27 protein-coding genes are annotated in these 23,602 nt (G+C 76.7%); 15 read left to right on the top strand and 12 right to left on the bottom strand.

The annotated features are described in order from the left end of the window. The first annotated feature begins 107 nt into the window (after positions 1-107). On the top strand, positions 108-341 hold the full coding sequence (locus EDD39_RS22780; RefSeq protein WP_123558793.1) for a hypothetical protein: 234 nt from the start codon (positions 108-110) through the stop codon (positions 339-341). After that, positions 338-817, top strand: a complete 480-nt coding sequence (locus EDD39_RS22775; RefSeq protein WP_162870084.1) for an STAS domain-containing protein — start codon at positions 338-340, stop codon at positions 815-817. The genes EDD39_RS22780 and EDD39_RS22775 overlap by 4 nt, the downstream gene beginning before the upstream one ends. Here the strand turns inward: EDD39_RS22775 and EDD39_RS22770 are convergent. From EDD39_RS22770 to EDD39_RS22740, 7 genes are all read right to left on the bottom strand, one after another. Further along, complete coding sequence (locus tag EDD39_RS22770) at positions 798-1,103, bottom strand: WhiB family transcriptional regulator (RefSeq protein WP_123558789.1); 306 nt, start codon at positions 1,101-1,103, stop codon at positions 798-800. The two genes, EDD39_RS22775 and EDD39_RS22770, sit on opposite strands and share 20 nt — an antisense overlap. Positions 1,104-1,179: 76 nt before the next feature. Continuing rightward, a complete protein-coding gene (locus tag EDD39_RS22765) occupies positions 1,180-2,274 on the bottom strand; it encodes a TIGR03557 family F420-dependent LLM class oxidoreductase (protein ID WP_123558787.1) in 1,095 nt (364 codons plus the stop codon). After that, complete coding sequence (locus tag EDD39_RS22760; RefSeq protein ID WP_123558785.1) at positions 2,274-3,293, bottom strand: YihY/virulence factor BrkB family protein; 1,020 nt, start codon at positions 3,291-3,293, stop codon at positions 2,274-2,276. The genes EDD39_RS22765 and EDD39_RS22760 overlap by 1 nt, the downstream gene beginning before the upstream one ends. A 47-nt stretch (positions 3,294-3,340) precedes the next feature. Then, complete coding sequence (locus EDD39_RS22755; RefSeq protein WP_123558783.1) at positions 3,341-4,585, bottom strand: cytochrome P450; 1,245 nt, start codon at positions 4,583-4,585, stop codon at positions 3,341-3,343. An 81-nt stretch (positions 4,586-4,666) separates the two neighbouring features. Then, positions 4,667-5,005: an STAS domain-containing protein gene (locus EDD39_RS22750; RefSeq protein WP_123558781.1), complete on the bottom strand. Its 339-nt coding sequence runs from the start codon at positions 5,003-5,005 to the stop codon at positions 4,667-4,669. Beyond that, positions 5,002-6,216: a cobalamin B12-binding domain-containing protein gene (locus EDD39_RS22745; protein WP_123558779.1), complete on the bottom strand. Its 1,215-nt coding sequence runs from the start codon at positions 6,214-6,216 to the stop codon at positions 5,002-5,004. The genes EDD39_RS22750 and EDD39_RS22745 overlap by 4 nt, the downstream gene beginning before the upstream one ends. Next, on the bottom strand, positions 6,213-7,829 hold the full coding sequence (locus EDD39_RS22740) for a PP2C family protein-serine/threonine phosphatase (RefSeq protein WP_123558777.1): 1,617 nt from the start codon (positions 7,827-7,829) through the stop codon (positions 6,213-6,215). The genes EDD39_RS22745 and EDD39_RS22740 overlap by 4 nt, the downstream gene beginning before the upstream one ends. A gap of 290 nt (positions 7,830-8,119) precedes the next feature. Here EDD39_RS22740 and EDD39_RS22735 point away from each other — a divergent pair, with 290 nt between their 5' ends. Beyond that, complete coding sequence (locus EDD39_RS22735) at positions 8,120-8,512, top strand: STAS domain-containing protein (RefSeq protein ID WP_123560759.1); 393 nt, start codon at positions 8,120-8,122, stop codon at positions 8,510-8,512. A 68-nt stretch (positions 8,513-8,580) separates the two neighbouring features. Beyond that, positions 8,581-9,006 carry an ATP-binding protein gene (locus EDD39_RS22730; protein ID WP_123558774.1) on the top strand — a complete coding sequence of 142 codons (426 nt, stop codon included), beginning with the start codon at positions 8,581-8,583 and terminating at the stop codon, positions 9,004-9,006. Between the two features lie 56 nt (positions 9,007-9,062). Here EDD39_RS22730 and EDD39_RS22725 read toward each other — a convergent pair whose 3' ends face one another. Beyond that, positions 9,063-9,467, bottom strand: a complete 405-nt coding sequence (locus EDD39_RS22725; RefSeq protein WP_123558772.1) for an SsgA family sporulation/cell division regulator — start codon at positions 9,465-9,467, stop codon at positions 9,063-9,065. Between the two features lie 272 nt (positions 9,468-9,739). On the opposite strand from EDD39_RS22725, the gene EDD39_RS22720 reads away from it, so the two are divergent. From EDD39_RS22720 to EDD39_RS39735, 8 genes are all read left to right on the top strand, one after another. After that, positions 9,740-10,219, top strand: coding sequence for a Dps family protein (locus EDD39_RS22720; protein WP_123558771.1), 480 nt, complete (start codon positions 9,740-9,742; stop codon positions 10,217-10,219). A gap of 178 nt (positions 10,220-10,397) precedes the next feature. Further along, positions 10,398-11,237 (top strand): STAS domain-containing protein, encoded by an 840-nt coding sequence (locus EDD39_RS22715; protein WP_123558768.1) that lies wholly within the window; start codon positions 10,398-10,400, stop codon positions 11,235-11,237. Next, the gene (locus tag EDD39_RS22710; protein ID WP_123558766.1) at positions 11,234-11,611 is read left to right on the top strand and encodes an STAS domain-containing protein; all 378 of its coding nucleotides are present in this window, start codon (positions 11,234-11,236) and stop codon (positions 11,609-11,611) included. Before EDD39_RS22715 ends, EDD39_RS22710 begins: the two co-directional genes overlap by 4 nt. Next, the gene (locus EDD39_RS22705; protein ID WP_123558764.1) at positions 11,608-12,027 is read left to right on the top strand and encodes an anti-sigma regulatory factor; all 420 of its coding nucleotides are present in this window, start codon (positions 11,608-11,610) and stop codon (positions 12,025-12,027) included. The genes EDD39_RS22710 and EDD39_RS22705 overlap by 4 nt, the downstream gene beginning before the upstream one ends. After that, entirely contained in the window at positions 12,015-13,199 is a 1,185-nt protein-coding gene (locus EDD39_RS22700) for an ATP-binding SpoIIE family protein phosphatase (RefSeq protein ID WP_123558762.1), read from the top strand. The genes EDD39_RS22705 and EDD39_RS22700 overlap by 13 nt, the downstream gene beginning before the upstream one ends. Positions 13,200-13,252: 53 nt before the next feature. Continuing rightward, a complete protein-coding gene (locus EDD39_RS22695) occupies positions 13,253-15,001 on the top strand; it encodes an ATP-binding response regulator (protein WP_162870212.1) in 1,749 nt (582 codons plus the stop codon). Then, complete coding sequence (locus tag EDD39_RS22690) at positions 14,995-16,635, top strand: SpoIIE family protein phosphatase (protein WP_425269757.1); 1,641 nt, start codon at positions 14,995-14,997, stop codon at positions 16,633-16,635. Before EDD39_RS22695 ends, EDD39_RS22690 begins: the two co-directional genes overlap by 7 nt. A gap of 74 nt (positions 16,636-16,709) precedes the next feature. Then, on the top strand, positions 16,710-17,066 hold the full coding sequence (locus tag EDD39_RS39735; RefSeq protein WP_162870083.1) for an STAS domain-containing protein: 357 nt from the start codon (positions 16,710-16,712) through the stop codon (positions 17,064-17,066). Positions 17,067-17,083: 17 nt separating this feature from the next. On the opposite strand, the gene EDD39_RS22680 is transcribed toward EDD39_RS39735, so the two are convergent. Genes EDD39_RS22680 through EDD39_RS22670 form a run of 3 tightly spaced genes read right to left on the bottom strand, consistent with a single transcriptional unit; the run spans position 17,084 to position 20,624 of the window. Then, a complete protein-coding gene (locus EDD39_RS22680; RefSeq protein WP_123560757.1) occupies positions 17,084-17,839 on the bottom strand; it encodes a phosphatase PAP2 family protein in 756 nt (251 codons plus the stop codon). Between the two features lie 41 nt (positions 17,840-17,880). Continuing rightward, complete coding sequence (locus EDD39_RS22675; protein ID WP_123558754.1) at positions 17,881-18,918, bottom strand: YihY/virulence factor BrkB family protein; 1,038 nt, start codon at positions 18,916-18,918, stop codon at positions 17,881-17,883. After that, complete coding sequence (locus EDD39_RS22670; RefSeq protein WP_162870082.1) at positions 18,918-20,624, bottom strand: bifunctional phosphatase PAP2/diacylglycerol kinase family protein; 1,707 nt, start codon at positions 20,622-20,624, stop codon at positions 18,918-18,920. The genes EDD39_RS22675 and EDD39_RS22670 overlap by 1 nt, the downstream gene beginning before the upstream one ends. 115 nt (positions 20,625-20,739) lie before the next feature. Here EDD39_RS22670 and EDD39_RS22665 point away from each other — a divergent pair, with 115 nt between their 5' ends. After that, a complete protein-coding gene (locus EDD39_RS22665; protein WP_123558750.1) occupies positions 20,740-21,990 on the top strand; it encodes a phospholipase D-like domain-containing protein in 1,251 nt (416 codons plus the stop codon). A gap of 137 nt (positions 21,991-22,127) precedes the next feature. On the opposite strand, the gene EDD39_RS22660 is transcribed toward EDD39_RS22665, so the two are convergent. Continuing rightward, on the bottom strand, positions 22,128-22,298 hold the full coding sequence (locus EDD39_RS22660) for a hydrophobic protein (protein WP_123558748.1): 171 nt from the start codon (positions 22,296-22,298) through the stop codon (positions 22,128-22,130). Positions 22,299-22,481: 183 nt separating this feature from the next. Here EDD39_RS22660 and EDD39_RS22655 point away from each other — a divergent pair, with 183 nt between their 5' ends. Continuing rightward, positions 22,482-22,751, top strand: a complete 270-nt coding sequence (locus EDD39_RS22655; RefSeq protein ID WP_123560755.1) for a hypothetical protein — start codon at positions 22,482-22,484, stop codon at positions 22,749-22,751. Between the two features lie 47 nt (positions 22,752-22,798). Continuing rightward, complete coding sequence (locus tag EDD39_RS22650) at positions 22,799-23,602, top strand: DUF1206 domain-containing protein (protein WP_123558746.1); 804 nt, start codon at positions 22,799-22,801, stop codon at positions 23,600-23,602.

Here is a 23,602-nt window from a genome sequence, read left to right as displayed (position 1 = left end):
CGACTCGGAATACATGACATAATTTTCGTGCATTCATTGACGTATGTCGTGCGTGCGAGGAGAGTGGACCTGCCGGTCTCCCGCACCGGTACCCCGGAGGCGATGCAGTGGAAGCCCCGACCCGAGCCGAACTGGACCGCTTCACCGCGGTCCTGACTGCGGGCAGCGGTGCCGTCCAGGGCCTGCCGCCGCAACTGAAGTACGCGGTCGCCGGGGTGAGCGCCTACCTCGCGGCCGCCGAGACCGGTTCCCCCGCCACCGAGCAGTTGCGCGACAACGCCCTCGCGCTGTGGGAGATCCTGCGGGCGGCGGCGGAGACTCCGGTCGGCACGGTGACGTGACCCGGCGCCCCCGCCGAACAGCCGTGGTACGGGCGCCGGACCTGCGGATCGAGACCCGCCGCACCGGCACCACCGTCCGGTGCGCCCTGGTCGGCGCCCTCCACCAGGACAACCAGGACGCGTTCGCCCGGGCCCTGCACCGCGGGCTTCGCAGCCGCCCGGAGCGGCTGCGGGTCGACCTGCGGGCGGTCGACCTCTTCACTTCCTCCGCGCTGGACACCCTGCTGCGCGCCCGGCACGCGGCGGCCGTGCTCGGGGTGGCGATGGCCCTGGACTCCCCCTCGGCCTGCGTGCGCCGGGTCCTGGAGATCACCCGGGCCGGGCCGTTCCTGCCGGTCGAGGACGGCGGCCCCGGTCCGGTGCCGCGCCGGACCGGGCGGGGCCGGGCGGAGCAGAGCCGGACCGGGCCGCCCGGGTCCGGCCCCACTCCGTCCGGCCCCGGGCGCGGCCCCGGTCTCAGGCGGCACTGGGGATGACGTCCCCCGGCTCGCGGCGGACCAGCAGGGCGCGCCGCTCGTCCTCGGTCAGGCCGCCCCAGACGCCGTAGGGCTCCCGGCTGGCCAGGGCGTAGCGCCGGCACTCCAGGCGGACGGGGCAGCCGGCGCACACCCGCTTCGCGGCCTGCTCGCGCTGCCGGGCCTCGGCGCGGCCCTCGCTCGCGGGTCGGAAGAAGACCTCGCTGCCGACGGTGCGGCAGGAGCCTTCGAACTGCCAGTCCCAGTGGTGCGTCTGTGCGCCGGGGAGGCGGGAGACCATGGTCACGACGTTGCCTTCCGAACGGGGGATCGAACAACCGCCGTCTAACCGCCCCGCCGCTGGTCATGCACGTTCCGCCGGGTCAGTGTCCGGGATCGGTGGGGGCGAACTCGGGGCCGTCCCCGGCGTCCTTGGCGCGCTCGTCGGGGGCGGGGGCGCCCTCCGCGGTCATCCGGGCCTCGGGGGTCTCCAGGGGCGGGTGCGCGCCTCCGGTGCCGGCGGTGCCGCGCAGGGCGGGCAGCACCCGGTCCCGGTAGGCGGCGAAGAAGGCGTCCTGGTCGGGGCCGATCTGCCCGACGTACACCTCGTCGAAGCCGGCCCGCTCGTAGGCGCGGACCGCCTCGACGTGCGCGTCGACGTCGTCGCCGCAGGTCACGGCGTCGGCGACCATCTCGCGGGTGACGAGTTGGCTGGCCTGCTCGAAGTGCGCGGGGGTGGGCAGCAGTTGGGCGAGCTCGCCGGGCAACAGTTCGGTCGGCCAGCGGCGGTGCACCTCGTCGACCGCCTTGTCCCGGTCGGTGCTCCAGCAGACCTTCAGCCCGCCGACGACGGGCTTGCCGGCGCCGCCCGCGTCCCGGAAGACGGCGATCAGCTCGGCGTCGGGCGTCATGGTGACGAAGCCGTCGCCGATCCGGCCGGCCGTGGCGGCGGCCTTGGGGCCGAACCCGGAGACCAGGATCGGCAGTCGGCCGCGCGGCGCGGTGTAGAGGCGGGCGTTGTCGACGGTGTAGTGCGGGCCGCGGTGGTTGACCTGGCAGCCGGTGAACAGCTCGCGCATCACCTCGACGGCCTCCTCCAGCATCTCGGCGCGCTCCTCGAAGGAGGGCCAGCGGTCGCCCAGGACGTGCTCGTTGAGCGCCTCGCCGGTGCCCACGCCGAGGGTGAAACGGCCGTCCAGCAGGACGCTGGAGGTCGCCGCGGCCTGGGCGGTGACCGCCGGGTGCAGGCGGACGGTGGGGCAGGTCACCAGGGTGGTGACGGGCAGGTCGACGGCCTGCGAGAGCGCGCCGATCACCGACCAGACGAAGGCGCTGTTGCCCTGCGCCTCGTTCCACGGGTGGAAGTGGTCGGAGATCGCCAGCCGGGTGAACCCGGCGGCCCGGGCCCGTTCGGCCTGCTGGATCAGTTCCTGCGGGGTGAACTCCTCGCAGGACAGGAAGAACCCGTACTCGGTCATCACGTCTCCTCTTCTTCTCGGTCGGCCCCGGTGCGGGGCGTCGTCTCCCCCTCGGGCCACTTGCGGGTGTCGCGCGGCGGCACGTACGGCTCCTCGTCGGGCGGCAGTCCGCCCTCGACGGCCCGCTCGCGGGCGAGCTCGGCGTCGAACTCCAGGCCGAGCAGGATGGCGAGGTTGGACAGCCACAGCCACACCAGGAAGACGATCACCCCGGCGAGGGTGCCGTAGGTGCGGTTGTAGGAGGCGAAGTGGGCGACGTACGCGGCGAACCCGCCGGAGAGCAGCAGCCACAGCAGGACCGCCAGCAGGCTGCCCGGGGAGACCCAGCGCCAGCCGCGGCCGCGCACGTTGGGCGCCGCCCAGTACAGCAGCGCGATCATGACGGCGACCAGCAGCACGAGGACCGGCCACTTGGCGATCGACCAGACCGTCACGGCGGTGGGGCCGAGCCCGAGGACGTCCCCGGCGCGTTCGGCCACCGGGCCGGTGAAGACCACGATCACCGCGCTGGCCAGCAGCAGCACCATCATCAGCAGGGTCAGGCCGACCCGCAGCGGGGTGAGCTTCCACACCGGCCGGCCCTCACGGATGTCGTAGACCGCGTTGGACGCCCGGATGAACCCGGCGACGTAGCCCGAGGCCGACCACAGCGCGCCCAGCAGGCCGACCGCGGCCAGCACGCCGCTGGTACCGGGCCCGCCCTGCAGCTGTTCGACCGCGGAGCGCAGGATGTCGCGGGCCTGTCCCGGGGCGAGTTGCTGGAGGTTGTCGAGCACCGTGTCGGTGGCCGAACGCCCGAGCAGGCCGAGGATCGAGACGAGCACCAGCAGGGCCGGGAAGACCGCCAGCACCCCGTAGTAGGTAAGCGCGGCGGCCCGGTCCGGCAGCTCGTCGTCCAGGAACTCCTTCGCGGTGCGGCGGAGCACCGAGGCCCAGGCGCGGGCCGGCATCCGGGTCGGTCCGTCCGGTGCACCGCCTCCGGTACGGGCCGCGTCCTGCTCGGGTTTCCCGTCGGGCATCCCCGTCTCCTCTTCTCTCGGTGCGGGTGTCGGGCCGGTGGCGCGCCTCACCCGGCGCGGACCGCCTCGATGACGAAGCCGCTGCGCGGCCGGGCGACCATCCGGCCGAGCCGGACGGTCAGGTCCTGGGCGGGCAGCGTGTACTCCAGCCGGGCCAGGCGCACGGACAGGTCCTCCAGCAGCCCGACCACCACGGCCTCGCCGGGGCAGCGGTGGCCGGTCGCCGGGTCGCCGCCGCCCTGCGGGACGGACTGCGCGACGTCGTCGGGGCGTTCGAGGAACCGCCCGGGCCGGAAGGCGTACGGGTCGCCCCACAGGGCCGGGTCGTGGTTCTGCCCGTACAGGTCGAGCAGCACCAGGGTGCCCTCGGCGATCGGTTCGCCCCGGTGGGTGAGGTCGGCCGCGGCCCGGCCGCCGACGAACGGGGCGAACGGGTAGAACCGGCGGACCTCCTGGGCGAACGCCCAGGCCCGGGCGGGCTCTCCCCCGGCGAGTGCCGCGCGGGCCTCCGGCCGCAGGTGCATGGCGTGGGCGGCGAACGCGACGAACCAGCAGACCGCGACGGTCGGCCGGACCAGGTTGAGCACCTCGACGGCCGCCACCCGCGGCGGCAGCGGTTCGCCGTCCGCGTCCCGGTGCAGCGCCACCCGTTCGACCGGGCAGCCGGCCGGGAGCCCGGCGCGGCCGGCGCGCACCGCTTCGACGGTCCCGGCGATCCAGGACTCCCGGCGGCGGCGGGCCAGCCGCCCGCGCCAGTGCCGCGGGCCCGGGGTGGCGAAGCCGTCGACCATGGCGGTCAGGTCGGCGGCGAACGCGGCGGCGCCGTCCGGCGGCAGCGGCAGGCCGGCCCAGCGGCAGACGCCCTCGGTGAGGACCCGGGCGGCCTCGTCCAGCAGGACCACCCGGGGCTGTCCGGCCCAGCGCCCCACCGCGGTGTCCCAGGCCCGGCCGACCTCGTCGACCAGCGCGCGGACCTGTCCGGGATCGGCCAGCAGCGAGAGGAACATCGCCTTGCGCAGCTGGTGCACCCGGCCGTCCAGGGAGTGCACGGCGCCGTGCCCGAAGAGCGTGCTGCGCACCGGTTCGGGGAGCGCGCCCGCCCGCCGGACGTGCCGTTCGTCGTAGAAGAACCGGACGGCTTCGGGTCCGTGCAGGGCGACCGCCGGCCGGCCGGCCAGCCGGACCCGCACCACCGGGCCGGGGTGGCGGCGGCGCAGGTCGGGAAGCCAGGCGTAGCCGCGGGTCAGCAGCGGGAGGGTGCCGTCGCCCCGGGGGCGGTGTCGTCGGTCCATGACCGTCGGCTGCCCCGGCCGGAAGGTCGGAAACCGCCCCTCACCCGGGCGGCCCTTCCTCCGGCGGCCACCGGCCCGGTCTCAGTCCGGCCGGTCGGTGAGCAGGTAGTCGGCGGTGCCGGTGAGGCGCAGCAGGCGCTCCAGGTGGGCGGGGCGGCGGTCGAGCAGCAGGCGGCGGCCGGCGGCGTCGACGTCGCGGCGGACCTGGAGCAGCGCGGACAGCCCCGTGGAGTCGCACAGCGACATGTCGCCGCAGTCCACCCGGACCACGTCGACCCGGGGGCGGGCGGCCAGGTGGGCGGCGACCGCCCGGAGGAGCTCCCCGCAGCTCTCGTGGTCGAGCTCGCCCTCCACCGGGACGGTGGCGGTGCGGGGCGGTCCGGCGGTGGGCCGGGGCGGGGGGACGGGGCTGGTGCTCATGCGGGGGTTCCCGGGGTCGGCAGCGGGCGCGGGCCGGTGCCCGCGGGCGACGGGGCGGCACCTGCGGGCGGCGGGGCGGTGCCCGCGGGCGACGGGGTGGCACCCGCGGGCGGCGGGGCGGTGCCGGCGGGCGGCAGGGCGGCCGTCAGGACGGCGACGCTGCGCGGCAGGTCGCGCAGTTGCTCGCGCAGGGAGGTCAGGGCGAAGCCGAGGAGGGTGTCCGGGACGGAGCGGGCGAGCAGGACCTGCCCGGTCCAGCCGGTGAAGGCGGTGAAGAGCTCCGGGTCGCCGGTGTAGAGGGCGACGGCCAGGTGCTCGACGATGTGGGCCAGGTCGTCGAGGGTGTGCTCGCGCTGGAGCGGGGTGTAGGAGCGGACGGCGGGGTGCTCCCGTTCCAGGGCGGCCATCACGCCGGCGACCAGTTCGCGGGTGCTCCGGCCGACCAGGGTGTACTCCTGGTCGGCGAGGTGCGGGAGGTCGTCGACGGGCAGGTGCGGGGAGGCGGGCAGCGCCAGTCCCCGGGCGAGGCGGGCGGCCGCGGCGCGGGCGTCGGGGGCCCAGGCGTCGGCGCCGAGCAGCCGGGCGTGCCGGCCGTCGGGGCCGAACGCCGCGCCGCCCGCGATGACCGGCACGCCGGCGGCCTGGGCGGCCGTGATCGCGGTGTGCGCGGCGGGCAGCCGGGTGGGCAGCGAGGCGGACAGGGCCAGCACGTCGGGGGCGGTGCGGTGCAGGTGCGCGATCAGGTGGGGGGTGGGGCACTGGGCGCCCAGGTAGTCGACCCGCCAGCCGCGCAGCGCCAGCACCTCGGCCAGCAGCCGGGCGGGGAAGGCGTGCCACTCGCCGTCGACGCAGGCCACCGCGATCCGGCCGGGGCGCTGCGGGTCGGTGGCGGCGGCGAACGCGGGGTGGCCGGAGACGACGGCCACCACGCGCTCGTTGACGGCGGTGGCGGCGTGCTCCTGGATCACCGTGATCCGGTCGGCCGCCCACTCCCGTCCGATCCGGGCCTGGAGCGCCCCGATCACGTCGAGCAGCAGCGCCTCCGGGTGCAGGCCGTCCTCCAGGGCCCGCACCGCGAGGGCGACGGCCCCGGCCTGGTCGCCGCCGATGACGGCCTGCCACAGCTCCTCGGTCGGTTCCACGGCCGGTTCCCCGGGGCGGACGGGCCCGGCGGCGGGGGCGAGGGTGCCGGTCAGTGTGTCGCCGTTCATGCCGCGTACTCCCGCGGTCCGCCGGTCACGGCCACGTGGCCGCGCGGGGGCGCGGCGATGACCATGACCGCCATGTCGTCGTGCCGGCCCTCCCGGAGCCACTGCGCGGTGAGCATCTGCACCCGTTCCACGATCGCTTCCGCGGGCAGGCCCGCGCACTGCTGGAGCGCCTGGCGCAGCCGGTCCTCGCCGAACTGCTCCCGGCCGGTCGGTCCGCCCTTGGCCTCGGTGATCCCGTCGCTGTACAGGACGCACGCCTCGCCGGGGTCGAGCAGCACGGTGTCGGTGCGGGTGGTGGCCTCCGGCAGGACGCCGACGATGCTGCCCAGGGTGGTGGAATCGGTCACCCGTCCGTCCGTCCGGACCACCATCGGCGCGGGGTGCCCGGCGGCCGACAGCCGGACCCGGACCCGGTCGTCCTCGCGGCGCACCGAGGCCAGCACCAGGCTGGCGAAACGGGTGTGGTGGGAGGTCAGCAGCGCCCGGTTGAGCAGGTGCAGGACCCGGCCGTGGTCGTCGGCGAGCGGCAGCAGCGCGTGCAGCGTGTTGCGCACCTTGCCGGTCATGACGGCGGCCTCCAGGCCCTTGCCGCTGACGTCGCCGAGCAGGGCGAGCGTCTCGCCGTCGGGGTCGGCGGCGGGGTGGACGTCGTAGAAGTCGCCGCCGATCCGGTCGCGGTCGACCGAGGCGCGGTAGCCGCCGGCGAAGTCCACCCCGTTGAGGTGTTCGAGCCGGGGCGGGAGCAGTTCGCGCATCAACAGGTCGGTGACGGCGGCCTGTTCGGAGTACAGGACGGCCGCGGACGCGGCGGCGCCGGCCCGGGCGGCGAACATCCGGGCGAAGACCTCCTCGTCGGCGGGGAACGGGCCGCCGCCCGCCGCCCGCAGCAGCACCAGCGCCCCGGCGGGGACGCCGTGCCCGGGCAGCGGGGTGACCAGCACCGAGCCGACCCGGCCGAACCCGGCGGGCACCAGCCAGCGGGGCGTGGCGTCCGGGTCGATCCACCGCGAGGGCACCGGCGGGAACCCCTGCAGCGCCTCGGCCAGTCCGGGGACCTCGGCCGAGTCGGCCCGCACCTGGACGTGCGCCGGGTCGCCGCCGCGCAGGCAGGTCACGAAGCGCAGCGTCCGGCCGGAGCCGGGGGCGACCACCACGGCGGCGTCCGCGAGGTGCAGCGCGGCCTGGCGGACCGCCGTCTCCAGGACCCGGTCGACGTTCAGCGAGGACAGCAGCAGGCCGGACAGCCGGGTCAGCAGCTCCCAGTCGTGGCTGCCGCCGCCGGCCGTCCGCGGCAGCACTCCCGGGAGGCCCTCCGGGACGACGAACCACCACACGGCGCTGCCGTCCGGGCGGGGCGAGGGGTGCGCCTCGATCCGGCCGGCGACCGGGTCGGTGTGCCGGACGGTCTCCGGCGGGGTGCCGTCGGCGGGCAGGTCCAGGTGGGCCCGGCGCAGCCAGTGCGGGACCGTGCCCGCCGGGGCGGCCAGCAGGCGGTGGGCGCTGTGGCTGGCGTGCAGCAGTTCGCCGTCGGGGCCGAGCACCGCGACCGGGTAGGGGGAGTCGGCGAGGGGCTCCCAGTCGGTGGTCACGGCGGGGGAAGTCGAAGATGCCATCGTCCGGGCCCTGACGGGCCCTCACCTCGCAATTGGGTTTCCGTCGGCCGGCCGGGACCCGGTGGGGTCCGCCGCGGTCGGCGGGTTTGGTGCGCCCCGCCCCGCCCTTGCGGACAAGTCCGGCGGGCCGCACCCGAACCGCCATGCTATCGGCTGCCGCATCGGGCCCCGGCCGGGTGGAGCCGCGGCAGCCGCCGGGTGGAGCCGTGCCAGCCGCCGGGTGGAGCCGTGCCGGCCGCCGGGCGGGAGGGGTGCCGGCCGCCGGGCGGGGGCCCACTAGCATGCCCGGTATGACCGATCACACGTACGGGGCGGCCGGGGCGGAGCCGCTGGACGTCGGGACGGTGCGGGCCCGGGGCGAGCTCGACTGGGAGGACTCCCAGGAGTTCGTCCGGCGGTTGACGGCCGCGCTCGACCGTCCGCCGCGGCTGCTGGTGGTGGACTTCGCCGAGGTCACCTTCGCCGACTCCTCGGTGCTGCACGGTCTGCTCGTCGCCCACCGCCGGATGGCGGAGGCGGGCGGGCGGCTGGTGCTGGCCGGACCGCTGCGTGAGCCGGTGCGCAGGCTGCTCGACCTGTCCTCCGCCGCGGACCACCTGCACCTCGCGGCGGACGCGGACGCCGCGGTGCGGGACGCGTCCGGGCCGGACGTCCCCCGTTCGCCGCGGGTTCCGCCGGTGTGATCTCCGCGGTGTCCGGGCAGCCGGACACCTGAAGCAGCGTTCCCGTCCCGTCCGATGCGAGGTCACCGATGTCCCGTGCCGAGGCCGACCCGGCCTGGTGGCGTCCCCCGGCCACCGCCCGTCCGGGCCCTGCGGTGCGCACCGCGGCCGAGGCCCGGAGCGCCGTCACCGAGGCGCTCGCCCGGTACCCCGGAACGGGTGAGCGCCTGCGCGGCGACGCCTGGCTCGCCGTCACCGAGCTGGTCACCAACGCGATCCGGCACGCCGGCGGGGTGACCGGGTTCGCCGTCCGGACGAGCGGCGGCGGCCGGGTGCTGACCATCGAGGTGGAGGACGCCGCCGACGCCCACCCGCGCGGCGACGCCGCCAACCTCCAGGACCCGACCCGGCTGGGCGGCCGGGGCTGGCCCCTGGTCAAGCTGCTCAGCACCGGCTGGGAGATCCACCGCCTGCCGGGCGGCGGCAAGCGGATCCGCGTCACGCTGACGGCCTGACGCGCCACTCGCGCGGGCCCGGTGGGACGGCCGGGCCCGCGCGAGTGGTGGCGGGGTCAGGCCAGCAGCCGGGCCAGCCCGAAGTCGAGGTCGAGGTGGGCGGATTCGGCGCCGGGCGGCACTTCGGCGAAGGCGTCGGCGAGGAACCGGGTGACCGTGTCGGCGGGGACGCTGATCACCGCCCGGTCCGTCCCGTTCCCCAGGGTGATCAGGATCCGGCCGTCCGGGCCGGGGGCGATCCGGACGTCCCCTTCGCCGCTCGGGGCGCGGCGGCCCTCGGCGAGCAGGTCCCGGCCGAACCACCAGACGATGTCCTCCTCGCCGGGGCCGCGGGGCGGGAAGGCCAGTCCCACGCCGTAGGGCAGTGCGGTGTCGTAGCGCAGTTCGCCGACCAGCCGGATGTGGGGGTAGGGGCCTTCCGGGAGGGTGACGGAGATCGGCCTGGACACGGCGACGGGCATGCGGGGTCCCCATTCCTTTTCGTGCGGGCTTCGTGCGTTCGGGTTCGTTCGGGCTTGTGCGGGCTTCGTGCGGGCTTCGTGCAGGTGGGGCCGGCGGCGTGTCGGCCGGGGCCGGCACCGGGCGGCGCAGCGCGGTTACCCGGGTCCGGGCGATCCACACCAGGAATGCGGAACCGTCATCCGGACGGCCGCGGTGTTTCCGTTCCGCCGCACCGGGCAGCCGAGCGGGGGCCGGTGTTCGCCGGCCGTCCCCGACCTGGAGAGGAACGACGATGGACATCGCCACCGGCAGCCCGCTGGACGGACCCGACCGCGACACCGCCGGGGAGGCGCTGCAGGGCGCCCTGGTCGATCTCGTGGACCTGTCCCTGACCGGCAAGCAGGCCCACTGGAACCTGTACGGTCCCCGGTTCCGCTCGGTCCACCTGCACCTCGACGAGGTGGTGGCCACCGCCCGCGACTTCGCCGACCAGGTGGCGGAGCGGGCCGCCGCGATCGGCGTCAGCCCGGACGGGCGGGCCGCGACCGTCGCGGCCGGCAGCCTGCCGGAGGCGCCCTCCGGCTGGCAGGCCGACACCGCGGTCGTGGAGCAGTTGGTGGGCACCCTCTCGACGGTGGTCGCCCGGATGCGCGAGCGGATCGCCAAGACCGGCGAGGCCGACCCGGTCACCCAGGACCTGCTGATCACGGTGACCGCGGCGCTGGAGAAGCACGCCTGGATGTTCCGGGCCGAGCACGAGACCAGGGGCTGACCCCGGCCCGCCGGCCCTCCGGGGGCGGCGGAAAACAATTCCGTCCGCTGCTGCATACCTCGCGGCGGACGGGGCAGACGGCGCGCGGTGACCCCGACCGGTCGGGGTCACCGCGCGCCGTCGTGCGACGGCCGAGGTCCCCCGGTGACGGGGGTCTGATGAGCGAGGAGAACGCCTGATGGCGGTGGAGCATGCGTCCGAACGGCTCGTGGAGCTGCTGACCCGGGACGATGCGGTGCAGGACCAGTGGGTGGCGGCCGTGGCCGCGTCGCTGGGCGGCCGGATCAGCCGGGCCGAGCTGGAGCGCGAGCTGACGGACCTCTACCAGGCCCTGCTGCAGGCCCTGGGCAAGGGCGGCCTGGACTGGCAGGGCGAGTCGTACTCGGAGGTGCGCGCCCTGCTGGTGGAGCTCTCCCGCAGCCGGGCCCGGTACGGTTTCACGCCCGCCGAGACGGCGGTCAGCGTCTTCGCCTGCAAGGACGTGCTGGAGCCCACCACGACCAGCAGCGCCGAGGACATCACGGCGTACCTGCAGCTGACCCGGCTGCTGGACGCGCTGGGCCTGTTCACCATCGAGGCGTACGCCCGCACCCGGGAGGAGATCATCAGCGCGCAGGCCGAGCAGTTGCTCGAACTGTCCACGCCGGTGGTCAAGCTGTGGGAGAACGTGGTCGCGGTGCCGCTGGTCGGCACGCTGGACTCGGCGCGCACCCAGGTGGTGATGGAGAAGCTGCTGCAGAGCCTGGTCGACTCCGGGTCGGAGCACGCGATCATCGACATCACCGGGGTGCCCGCGGTGGACACCGAGGTCGCCCAGCACCTGCTGAAGACCGTGGTCGCCGCCCGGCTGATGGGCGCGGAGTGCACCATCTCCGGCATCCGCCCGCAGATCGCGCAGACCCTGGTCGCGCTCGGCGTGCAGTTCGGCGACATCGTCACCAAGGCCACCCTGGCCGACGCGCTGCGCCACGTCCTGCAGCGCAGCGGCTCCTCGCTGCAGGCGGGCGGCGACCGGTGAGCGACCGCGTCCCCGTCCTGAAGATCGGCCAGGTGCTGCTGGTCTCCATCCAGGTCGACCTGGAGGACCAGATCGTCCTGGACCTCCAGGACGACCTGGCCGAGCGGATCGTCGCCACCGGCGCGAACGGCGTCGTCATCGACATCACGGCGCTGGAGATCGTCGACTCCTTCGTGGGCCGGATGCTGGCGAACACCGCCGCCATCTCGCGCATGCTGGACGCCGAGACGGTGGTCGTCGGCATGCGCCCGGCGGTGGCGATCACCCTGGTCGAGCTGGGCCTCTCGCTGGGCGGGGTGCGCACCGCGCTCACCCTGGAGAAGGGCCTGGCGCTGCTGGAACGCGACCGTACCGCGCGTACGGCCCGCCCGTGACCGGGCCACGGGTGGTGGAGGACGAGCAGACCGTGCCGATCGGGTCCAACGACGACGTGGTCCGGGCCCGGCAGACCGTCCGCACGTACGCCCAGCAGTGCGGGCTGTCGCTGGTGGACCAGACCAAGCTGGTCACCGCCGCCAGCGAGCTGGCCCGCAACACCCTGGTCTACGGCGGCGGGGGCTCGATGCGCTGCGCGAGCGTGCGCAACGGGACCCGGGTCGGCGTGCACGCCGTGTTCGAGGACAGCGGCCCCGGCATCCCCGACCTGGACCTCGCGCTGACCGACGGCTGGACGTCCGGCGGCGGCCTGGGCCTGGGCCTGAGCGGGGCGCGCCGGCTGGTGGACGAGTTCGAGCTGCACAGCGAGCCCGGTTCCGGGACGAAGGTGTCGGTGACCAAGTGGGCCCGGTGACCCCCGCCCTGGCCGTGTGCGAGGACACCGTGTGGTTCCGGCACTCGGACTCGCTGCCCGCCGCGGCCCGCAGCGCGGCCCGGCAGCTCGCCCACCGGATCGGCCTGCTGCCCGAGCGGGCCGCCGAGGCGGCGCTCGCCGTCAGCGAGGCGGCCACCAACCTGCGCCGGCACGCCGTGGACGGGGCGATGGTGCTGCGCGTGGTGCGCACCGACACCGAGGCGGCGCTGGAGTTCCTCACCGTCGACAGCGGGCCGGGCATGGCGGACGTCCCCGCGGCGCTGGCCGACGGCTACTCCTCCGACCGGACCCTGGGCATCGGCCTGGGCGCGGTCGCCCGCCTCGCCGACGCCTTCGACCTGCACTCGCTGCCCGGCCGCGGCACCGTGCTGACCGCCCGGTTCTGGAACCGCACCCCGGCGGGGCGGGCCGCCGCCGCGGGCGAGCCGGTCGTCGCCGGCCTGACCCGGCCGATGAGCGGCCAGGAGCTGTGCGGCGACGCCTGGGCGGTGCGCGCCCTCGGGCCGGCCGGGGCCGCCGCGCCCCCGGCGGAGGCGCCCGACCCGGCGGTCGGGGCCGCGGCGGAGCGCCTGGACTGGTCGGTGCTGACCAACCGGGCGCCGCGCCCGCACGCCGCCCCCGGGCCGGGGCAGCCGGGCGGCGACGGCGCGTTCCTGCTGATGTTCTGCGACGGCCTGGGGCACGGCCCGCTCGCCGCCCGGGCCGCCTCGGACGCCGTCGCGGCCTTCCACCGCAGCTGCGCGCACCAGCCCGAGCAGGTGCTGGCCGACCTGCACCGGGTGCTGCGCGGCGGGCGGGGCGGGGCGGCGGCCGTCGCGCTGGTCGAGCCCGCCGCGGCCCGGCTGACGTTCTGCGGGGTCGGCAACGTCAGCGCCTTCGTGGTGGACACCGCCACCGGGGCCCGGCGCTCGCTGCCCTCCTCCCCCGGCATCGTCGGCCACCAGCTGCCCTCCGCGCACACCGTCCGGCAGGCCCTGCCGCCCGGCAGCGCGGTGGTGCTGCACTCGGACGGGCTGACCGACCGCTGGAAGGCCGCCGACGTCCCCGGCCTGTTCTCCCACCTGCCCGTGACCGCCGCGGCGCTGCTGCTGCGCGAGGCGGGGGTGCGCCGGGACGACGCGGGCGTGGTAGTGGCGAAGGGCTCCTGGTGAACGCACCGACCGACCACGGCGCACCGGCCGACCGCGGCGCACCGCAGCCGCCCGTGCACCTGGGCAACGCGTCCGTGGGCACCGTCCAGGACACCTTCGCGCTGCGCCGCAGCGCCCGGGCCGTCGCCGACCTGCTCGGCGCGGACGGCCAGGACGCCGTCCGGCTGGCCACCGCGCTGAGCGAACTCGGCCGCGGCCTGCTCGGCGCCGACCGGCTGGCCGCCGTGTTCGACCTCCGGCCGGGGCTGCCGGACGCCCTGCGGGTCACCCTGACCTGGCGGGGCGGGCACCGGCTGTCGGCGGAGGCGCTGGAGGCGTCCGGCCGACTGCTGTCCACCCACCACGAGCACACCGGGGCCGGCGGCCTGGTCCGGATCGAGCAGCGGCTCGGGCCCGCCCCGGACCCGGACCCGGTCGACCGGGCCCGCCGCCTGCTCGCCGAGCACACCGGCCCCAGCGCCCTGGAGGACTCCCGGGCGCAGACCCGCGACCTGATAGCCGCACTGGAGCAGACCCGCGCCCAGCGCGAGGAACTGCGCCGCCTGAACAGCGAGTTGGAGGAGACCAACCGGGGTGTCCTGGCGCTGTACTCGGAGCTGTCGGAGGAACTGGAGGAGACCAACCGGGGCGTGGTCGCCCTGTACGCCGAACTCGACGAGAAGTCACGGCAGTTGCGCGAGGCCAGCGAGGCCAAGAGCAGGTTCTGGGCGAACGTCAGCCACGAGCTGCGCACGCCCGTCAACGCGGTGGTGGGCCTGGCCGAGCTGCTGCGCACCGACACCGACGCCCCGCCCGAGGAGCGGGCCCGGCAGCTGTCGCTGATCGCCGACTCCGGCCGCACCCTGCTCGCCCTGGTGGACGAGCTGCTGGACGTGGCGAAGGCGGAGTCCGGCACCCTCGATCCGCAGTGGGCGGCGCTGGACCTGCGCGCCGTCCTGGCGCACCTGGACGGCACGCTGCGCGGCCTGGCCCGTCCCGGCGTGGCGCTGCGGATCGGTCCGGCGCCGGCCGGCGCGGAGCCGCTGCTCGGCGACGAGACGATGCTGGTGCGGATCCTGCGCAACCTGCTGTCCAACGCGCTGAAGTTCACCGAGCACGGGTCGGTGCGGCTGGACACCCGGATCGAGCAGGCCCCGGGAGGCGGCCCGGTCCTGGTGCTGACCGTCACCGACACCGGGGTCGGCATCCCGCCCGACCAGCACGAACGGGTCTTCGAGGAGTTCTACCAGGTGAAGGGCCCGCACCAGCGCGGGCGCCGCGGCACCGGACTGGGCCTGCCGTACGCCCGCCGGCTGGCCGAGATCCTCGGCGGCACGCTGCACCTGGACAGCGCTCCCGGGCGGGGCACCGCGATCACCGTCCGGCTGCCCGCGCACCCCGCGCCGCCGACCGGCGCCCGGTGGGCGGTGCTGGTGGCCGTCGACGACGACCCGGTGTTCCGGGACGTGCTGCGCCCGCTGCTGCACGAGATCTCCGACCGGGTGGTGGAGACCCACGACGGCGCGGCCGCGCTCAGCGCGGTCCGGGCCGCCCGGCCGGACGGGATCGTGCTGGACCTGCACCTGGGCGAGGTCGACGGCTACCGGGTCCTCGCCGACCTGCGGGCCGACCCCGCCCTGCGGGAGATCCCGGTGGTGATCCTGACCTCCGCCTCGCTCGGCACCGCCGACCGCGCCCGCCTGGCGCACGCCCGCGCCGTGCTGCCCAAGTCCGGCCTGACCGCCGCCCGGATCGCCGCCGCCCTGTCCGCCCCCCGGCCCGCCGCGCCGCGGCGGCCGCTCCCGCCCCAGGACGGATCGTGACCAGCACCAGCCCCGACGCCGGACCCGCCACCGTCCTGGTGCTCGACGACAACGACACCACCCGGTACATCGTCGGGAGCTGGCTGCGCCGCTCCGGGCACACCGTCGTCGAGGCGGTCGACGGCACCCAGGCCCTCGCGCTGCTGGAGCGCACCCCCACCCCCGAGCTGCCCGAGATCGCCGTGGTGGACATCAGCCTGCCCGACATGACCGGCTTCGAGGTGTGCGAGCGGATCAAGCGCGGGCCGCGCACCGCGGCGCTGCCGGTCGTCCACATCTCCGCCACCGCGATCGAGGCCAGCGACCGCACCCAGGGCCTGCACCGCGGCGCCGACGCGTACCTGACCGAGCCGATCGACTCGGCCGAGCTGCAGGCCACCGTCACCGCCGTGCTGCGCTACACCCGGGCCCGCCGGCGGGCCGAGCGGCTGGCCGCCCGGGTGGCCGCCCTGCACCGCAGCACCCTCGCCCTGTACGGCGCCACCGACCCGGACGCCCTGGTCACCGCGGCGGTGCTCGGCGCGGTGCGGCTGGGCGCGGCCCGGGCGACCGCGATCGCCCTCGGGCCGGACCGCGACACCCTGCACCTGGCCCACCACGACCCGGCGCACCCCGGCGACGGCGCGGTGCGGCTGCTGGCGGCCCCGCCCGTCCTGCTCGACGTGATCGCCCACCAGACCCTGGGCGACGCCACCGGCACCGACACCGCCCTACTGGACGCCGACGCGTGGCGCGCCGTGCTGGCCGACCACGGCCTGGACGGCGCGGGGCTCCCGGCCGGCCCGGTCGCGCTGGTGGTCGCCCGCACCAAACCCGGCCGGCCGCTGCTCGCCGTGGTCGCCGACCGGGACGCGGTCGCCGCCCCCGACGAGCGCGGCCTGCTCCCCCAGCTCACCCAGGCCGCCGCGCTCGCCCTGGAGGCCCAGCGCAGCCAGGCCGAGGAGCACGCCCTCGCGCTCACCCTGCAGCGCAGCTTCCTGCCCGGCCGGCTGCCCGCCGTGCCGGGCGTCGAGCTCGCCGTGCGGTACGAGCCGGCCTCCGCGCGCAGCGAGATCGGCGGCGACTTCTACGAGGCCATCGACACCCCGGCCGGCCTGCTGCTGGCGATCGGCGACGTGGCCGGCCACTCGCTGGAGGCCGCGATGGCGATGGGCGAGCTGCGCCACGCGCTGCGCGCCTACGCCATCGAGGGCCACGACCCGCAGACCCTGCTGCACCGGCTGGACACCCTGCTGACCCGGCTGCGCCCCGGCCTGACCGCGACGGTGTGCCTGGTGCTGATCGCCCCGGACCGGCGCAGCATCGAGGTCGCCAACGCCGGCCACCTGCCGCCGCTGCTGCGGCTCCCGGACGGCTCCGCCCACTACCTGACCGACCACGGCATCCTGCTGGGCCTGAACGTCCCGCAGCCGCCGCCGGTCACGTGCGCCGTGGAGCCCGGCACGACCCTGCTGCTGGTCACCGACGGCCTGATCGAGGTGCCCGGCGAGCACCTCCAGACCGGTCTGGACGCCCTGCGGGAGGCCTTCGCCGACGCCCCGCCGGAGCTGGACCGGGCGGGCGACCTGCTGCTGTCCTCGTTCGCCCGGGCGCAGACCGACGACGTGGCGCTGCTCGTCGCCCGGCTGCACTGACCGCGCGCCCGCGCCGGCCCCCGCCGCTCCCCTCCCTCCACCCGCAAGCCCACCCCGCACCGTACGGAGCCCCCGTGCCCGAGTACGACCTGACCATCGAGGTCCGCACCCATCCCGTGGGGGCGACCGTCGTCGTGCTCGCGGGCGAGCTCGACTACCACACCGCGCCGCGCCTGCACCGGGCCGTGGAGCGCACCGCCGAGTCACTGCCGCTGGTCCTGGACCTGGCGCTGCTGAGGTTCTGCGACTCCCTCGGCGTGGCCGAACTGCTCTTCGCGTTCCGCCGCACCCGGGAGGCCGGCACCTCGCTCGCCCTGGTCGGCACCGGCGCCGACGTCGGCCGGCTGCTCACCATGACCGGGGTGGACCGGCTGCTGCCCCGGCACGACACCGTCGACGCCGCCGTCGGCGCCCTCCGCCCGGACGGCTGAGGCCCCGCGCGCCGCGCTCACTCCTCGGGCCGCGCCGGGCCGTGCGGGGCGAGTTCGGGCTCCAGCCCCTGTGCGAGCGGCGGCGGGACGGGACGGCCGGTGTCGCGCCGCCAGCCCTCGAACGCCCAGGCGGTGGCGGCGACCAGGGCCAGGCCGAGCAGCCACCCGCCGAGCACGTCACTGACCCAGTGCACCCCGAGCGCGACCCGGGTGAACCCCACGCCCAGCACGCTCAGCCCGGCCACCGCCCGGGCGGTGCGCCGCCACGCCGGGCGCAGCGCCGGGGAGAGCACCAGCAGCAGCACGGTGCAGCAGGTGGCGGCGGTCATCGCGTGCCCGGACGGGAACGAGAAGCCGGGGGCGTGCGCGACCGGGTCGGGCAGCGCCGGGCGGGCCCGGGCGACGGCGGCCTTGACCGCCCAGCCGATCAGCCCCGAGGCGGCGGTGGTGGCGGCCGCCCACACCGCCAGCCGCCAGGCCCGCCGCCACAGCAGCCAGGCGACGGCCGCCGCGACCAGCAGCCGCATCGTCAGCGGGTCCCACACCCCGTTGCTGAGGGTGCGCAGCACCGACAGTGCGGCCGGGTGGTCGCGCACGGCGGTGTGCAGCCGGGCCGCCGCGCCCGCGTCGAGCCGGTGCAGCGGCGCCCAGTGGGCCTCGATCAGCACCAGCAGCAGCGCGGCCGGCACCGCGGCCACCGCGAACGCGGCGACGGCGGCGAGCAGGCGCTCGCCCAGCCGCAGGTCGGCGGTGCGCAGCGCGGCGCGGGGCACGGGGCGGAGCCGGGCGGGACGGCGGTGGGCGGGGCTGCGGGTCACTGCTGCGTCCTCTCGGGGCCGGTGCTCGGGGCGGCCGGCGCGGTCGGCGCGGTCGGCGGCGTGTGGTCGGGGGCCGGGCGGCCGGGGGCGGAGGGGCCGGGGGCCAGGGGGTCGGGCAGGACCGGGTCGGGCCGTCCGGTGCGGTCGGCCTCCAGCTGGGCGGCGAAGGACAGGCCGAGGAACAGCGCGATCGCGGTCAGGTACGCCCAGACCAGCAGCGAGAACACGGCGCTGAGCGGCCCGTAGACGGCGTCGAAGGAGCCGCTCAGGCGCAGGTAGAGGCTCAGCAGCCAGGTCGCGGCCAGCCAGAGCACCAGGTGGACGCCCGCGCCGAACGCCAGCCAGCTGTAGCCGGGCTGGCGGCGGCGCGGGGCCCGCCGGAAGATCACGGCGGCCGCCGCGAGGGTGAGCAGCACGCCGACGGGCCAGCGCAGCAGGGTCCAGGCCGCGGCGGTGCCGGGGCCCAGCCCGAACACCTCGTCGGCGGCCGCCGCGACCTGCGGCCCGGCCACCAGCACCAGGAAGCCGACGCCCAGCGGCAGGCCGGCGCCCGCCGCCATCAGCAGGCTCCGCCCGTACTTGCGCTCGAACGGCCGGTCCCGCTCGATCCCGTAGATCCGGTTCGCGCCGCGTTCGATCTGGGACATCGCGGTGACCAGGTTGACCAGCGCGAACAGCGCGCCGAACCACAGCGCGAGGGTGCCGCCGGTGCGGTGGCGGCTGCGGTCGAGCACCTCGCGCACCAGGTCGGCGCTGGACGCCGGGACCATCCGCTGGATGCTCGCCGCGACCAGTTGTCCGACCGGGCCGCCGTGCAGCGAGGACGCCAGCCCGACCACGGCCAGCGCGAACGGCACCAGCGCCAGCACGACCTGGAACGCCAGGGCCCGGGCGTGGCTGAACCCGTCCGCGTACCGGAACCGCAGGAAGGCGTCCCGAGCCAGCGGCCACCAGGGCCGCCGGCGCAGGACCACCACGGCCTCGTCCGCGGACAGGTGCTCCCGGCCGGGCCTGACCCGGCGGGCCGTACCCATCAGGCCACCTCCCGCCGGACGGCGGCCCGGCCGGGCCGGTCGTGCTGCCCGGCCGGCTCGGGCTGTTCGGTCCGTTCGGTCCGTTCGACCGGCTCGGGCCGATCGATCGGCTCGGGCTGTTCGGCCGGTCCGGCGGGGACGCGGACCCGCAGGGCGGCCGGGCGGACGGTCAGGGTGAGGGTGCGGCCCTCGCCGACCGGGTCGCCGTCGCACTGGCGCGGGTGGGCGCGGTCGGCGGTCAGGGTGATCCGGCGGCCGGGGAAGTGTTCCAGGGGTGCGTCCGGGCCGGGGCGGCGGTTGCCGGTGAGCAGGGCCAGCAGGGCCTGCCCCCAGCCGCGCGGGCCGTGCGGCTGGACCAGGACCAGGTCGAGCCGTCCGTCGTCGGGCACGGCGGCGGGCAGCAGCCGGACGCCGCCCTGGAGGGTGCCGACGTTGCCGACGACGGCGGCCCGCACCTGCCGGTGCACCGGTTCGGCGCCGTCCACGGCGACGGTGAGGGCGAAGCGCCGGTCGCCCAGGTGCCGGGCCCCGGCGACCAGGTACGCGGGCCAGCCGAGGCGGCGCTTCAGGGCGCGGCCGGTGTCGGACATCACGGCGGCGTCCAGCCCCATGCCGGCCATCGTCGCGGCGGCCCGGGCGGGCAGGCCGTCGCCCTCGGCCCGCATCAGGTCGATCCGGCGGGTGCGGCCGGTCAGGGCGGCCGCCAGCGCGGCCTCGGGGTCGGTGGGCAGGCCGAGGTTGCGGGCCAGCAGGTTGCCGGTGCCGCAGGGGACGACCGCGAGGGTCGCGCCGGTGCCGGACAGGGCTTCGGCGCAGGCCGTCACGGTGCCGTCGCCGCCGCAGGCCGCCACCAGTCGGGCGCCGTCGGCGAGGGCCCGTTCGGCGGCGGCCCGGCCGCTGTCCTCCGCCGCGCCCGGCAGGCGGCGGGGCGGCCGGTGGCCGTGTGCGGCCAGCACGGCGCAGAGCCGTTCCAGCAGGGCGTCGTCCACCGTGACCGGGTTGTAGACCAGGGCGACCGGGAGCGGGACGGCGGGGGACGCGGCGGCGGGGGCGGCCGGGGCCCGGTGGGTGCGGGCGGGCAGGGCGCGGGCGACCACCCACAGGGCGGCCGCGCCGTTGAGCGCACCGGCCAGCACGTCGGTGGGGTGGTGCATGCCGCGGTAGAGCCGGCTGGCCGCCACCAGCAGCGGCACCGTCCACGCCAGGGCGCACAGCAGGATCCGCCACCGGCCCCGGAGCCGGTGCAGCGCGAGCAGGCCGAGGCCGCCGTACAGCGCGGTGGCCGCCCCGACGTGCCCGGACGGGAAGCTGGAGGTGGGCAGCGCGCCGTCCAGCCGGACGACGTCGGGCCGGGCCCGGTCCACCAGGTGGGCGGCGGTCACGAACAGTGCCGCCTGGAGCGCCACCGCGCCCGCGAGCAGCGCCGCCGGGCGGGGCTGGTGCCGGAGCAGCAGCAGGAGCGCGACGGCCGCCGTCACCGCCACGATCGCCGGGGTGAAGGCCAGCCCGGACAGCCAGCTGCTGACCGTGGTCAGGGCGGCGGTGCGGTGCTCGGCCAGCCGGGCGACCAGGCCGTCCTCGGCCGGGTCCCACCAGCCGCCCGGCGGGTGGGTGACCAGCAGCCCGGCGGCCACCAGCACCGTCCCCTGCCCGGCCACCGCCGCCAGCACGCCGAGCGGCGCCGTCCGCCCCTGTGTCCTCGTCATGGCACCCGTGTCCCCCGGTCCGCGGTTTTCATCCCACCCGGGTGGCAGGCGTCGATCACGGCGCAGCGGGTAACCGAGCGCCCGCCACTGCCACCGGCCCCGGACGGAGGGACCCATGACCACCGAGACCGCCCCCGAACCCGCACCCGTGCCCGCCGCGATACCCGTTGCGGTACCGGCTGCGGCTCCGGCCCCCGCGTCCGCCGCGGCGGACCGCGGCCGGGTGCTGCGCCGCCGACTGGAGGGGCTGCTGGGCATCGCCGCGACCGAGGGCAACCTGCTGACCCCGCTGCGCAACGGTGACGAGATCTTCCCCGCGATGCTGGAGGCCGTCGACGGGGCCCGGCGGACCGTCGACCTGATGACGTTCGTCTACTGGCGCGGCGACATCGCCCGGACCTTCGCCCGTGCCCTGGCCCGCAAGGCCGCGCAGGGCGTCCGGGTGCGGCTGCTGCTGGACGGGTTCGGCAGCCGGCTGATCGAACCGGAGCTGGTCGACCTGATGGAGGGGGCGGGCGTCCGGATCTCCTGGTTCCGCCGGCCGGTGCGGCTGTCGCCCTTCAAGCAGAACCACCGCTGCCACCGCAAGGTCCTGGTGGTGGACGGCCGGACGGCGTTCACCGGCGGCGTCGGCATCGCCGAGGAGTGGTGCGGCGACGCCCGGAACCCGGGCGAGTGGCGCGACACCCACGTCCGGGTGGTCGGGCCCGCCGTCGACGGCATCGCCGCGGCCTTCGCGCAGAACTGGGCCGAGTGCGCCCCCGGCACCCTGTACGACGCGACGGACCGGTTCGAGGAGCACGAGCAGCCGGGCGACTCGGTGGTGCAGGTGGTGCGGGGCTCGGCCGCCGTCGGCTGGCAGGACCTGCAGACCCTGATGCGGGTGGTGATCTCCTCCGCCGAACGGCGGCTGCGCCTGGCGACCGCCTACTTCGCGCCCGACGACTACTTCGTCGACCTGCTCTGCGAGGCGGCCCGCCGGGGCGTCGCGGTCGACCTGCTGGTGCCCGGGCGGCACACCGACAAGCGGGTGTGCCAGCTGGCGGGCGAGCGCCACTTCGGCCGGCTGGGCGCCGCCGGGGCCACGGTCTGGCGGTACGGGCCGACGATGATGCACGCCAAGGTGCTGACCGTGGACGGGGCGGCGGCCGTGGTCGGCTCCGCGAACTTCAACCGCCGTTCGCTGGACCACGACGAGGAGGTGGTGCTGGCCGTGGTCGACGCGGGGTTCACCGCCGTCCTGGACCGGCACTTCGAGGAGGACCTGGCGCGCAGCGAGGCCGTCGTCCCGGAGCGCTGGCACCGGCGCGGCCCGGTCCGGCGGATGCGGGAGGCGGCCACCGCCCCGATCCGGCACTTCCTCTGACCCGGGGTCGGCTCCACGCGTCGGCACCGCGGAGCGCGTCGGCCCCGCTGGCCGCCGTGGCCCCGCGGGACGCGGAACGCGCCGGGGCGGGCACCCCGTCGGGGTGCCCGCCCCGGCGGGCGGTGGTGGCGGTGGCGCTACCAGCGGTACCAGCGGCCGCGGCCGCCGGCCGCCGTGGTGCCGCGGGAGACGAACCCGAGCAGCCACACCACGAGCACGAACAGGCCCACCCACCACAGGGCCTTCAGGGCGAATCCGGCGCCGAACAGCAGCAGGGTGAGCAGCAGGACCAGCAGAAGGGGAACCACGGGAGGACCTCCAGGTGGTGGCGGTGCGTCAGTTCTCGGACGACCCGCCGCATGCCCCGTTCCGGGCGGTGCATGCGGGTTCCTCCGGATTCGTCCGGCCGGGCCGCCGCCGGGCCCCCCGTTGCGCGAACTCCCTTGGAAGACAACCGGTTTGTGAAGGCCCCGGCGGGCAAGGCGACGCCCATGAGACGGACAACCTCGGTCATATCCGCACTGGCGCACGCCGCCGCGGCCATCCTGGTCATCTGGATCCTGCTGGACCTCTTCGGGGCCAATCAGGACAACCCCCTCGTGCACTGGTTCCACAGCGTCGCCGACTGGCTGTCGGGCTGGGCCCGCGGCCTGTTCACCGTGTCCCACCACACCGGGCAGGTCCTGCTCGACTACGGCCTGCCCGCCGTCGTCTACGTCGCCCTCGGCAACCTCGTCACCCGCGCCCGCCCCCTCAGCTGAACCGGCCCGCGAACAGCCAGAAGAAAGAAAGAACAGAGGAGGACGGCATGGCAGCGAACGGATCCGACCACTCCCGGCTGGACCGGGTCACCAGGGCCGCGGGCCGGGCCGGTTTCGTGGCCCGGGGCGTGGTCTACGCCCTGGTCGGCGTGCTGGCCCTGCGGATCGCGTTCGGGTCCGGCGGGGAGGACGCCGACCGGCAGGGGGCCCTGCACCAGGTGGCGGTGCGGCCGTTCGGCGCGGTGCTGCTGTGGGCGCTGGCCGCGGGCTTCGCGGGGATGGCCCTGTGGCGGGCGTCGGCGGCGGTGTTCGGCGAGGCCGGCCGGAAGAAGACGGGGTCCCGGGTGCTGTCGGCGGGCCGGGCCGTCTTCTACGCCTCGGTGGCCTGGGGGACGGCCGCGTACGCGGCGGGCTCCGGCGGCGGGTCCGACAGCGACTCCGCCTCCCGGGACTGGACCGCCACCGCGCTGGCCCGCCCCGGCGGCCGCTGGCTGGTGGGCGCCGCGGGCCTGGTGCTGGCCGCCGTCGGCGCGGTCATCGCCGTCCGCGCCCTCCAGCGGCGCTTCCTGCGCAAGCTCGACACCGCGTCGATGCACCCGCGCACCCGCACCGCCGTGACCGGCACCGGCCTGTCCGGCAACGTGGCCCGCGGCGCCGTCTACGCCGCCGCCGGGGTGTTCGTGGTGGTGGCGGCCGTCCGCTTCGACCCGGGCCGGGCCAAGGGCATGGACGACACCCTGCGCGCCTTCGCCGCCGGCGCCCCGGGCCCGTGGCTGCTGGTCGCAGTGGCCGCCGGCCTGGTCCTGTACGGCGTCTTCTCCTTCGCCTCCGCCCGCTGGCGCCGCTTCTAG

Origin of the sequence: Kitasatospora cineracea, from assembly GCF_003751605.1 — a bacterium.
Taxonomy (GTDB): Bacteria; Actinomycetota; Actinomycetes; order Streptomycetales; family Streptomycetaceae; genus Kitasatospora; species Kitasatospora cineracea.
Note: the sequence above shows the minus strand (reverse complement) of the source record. Positions and strands in the feature narration are given on the sequence as shown.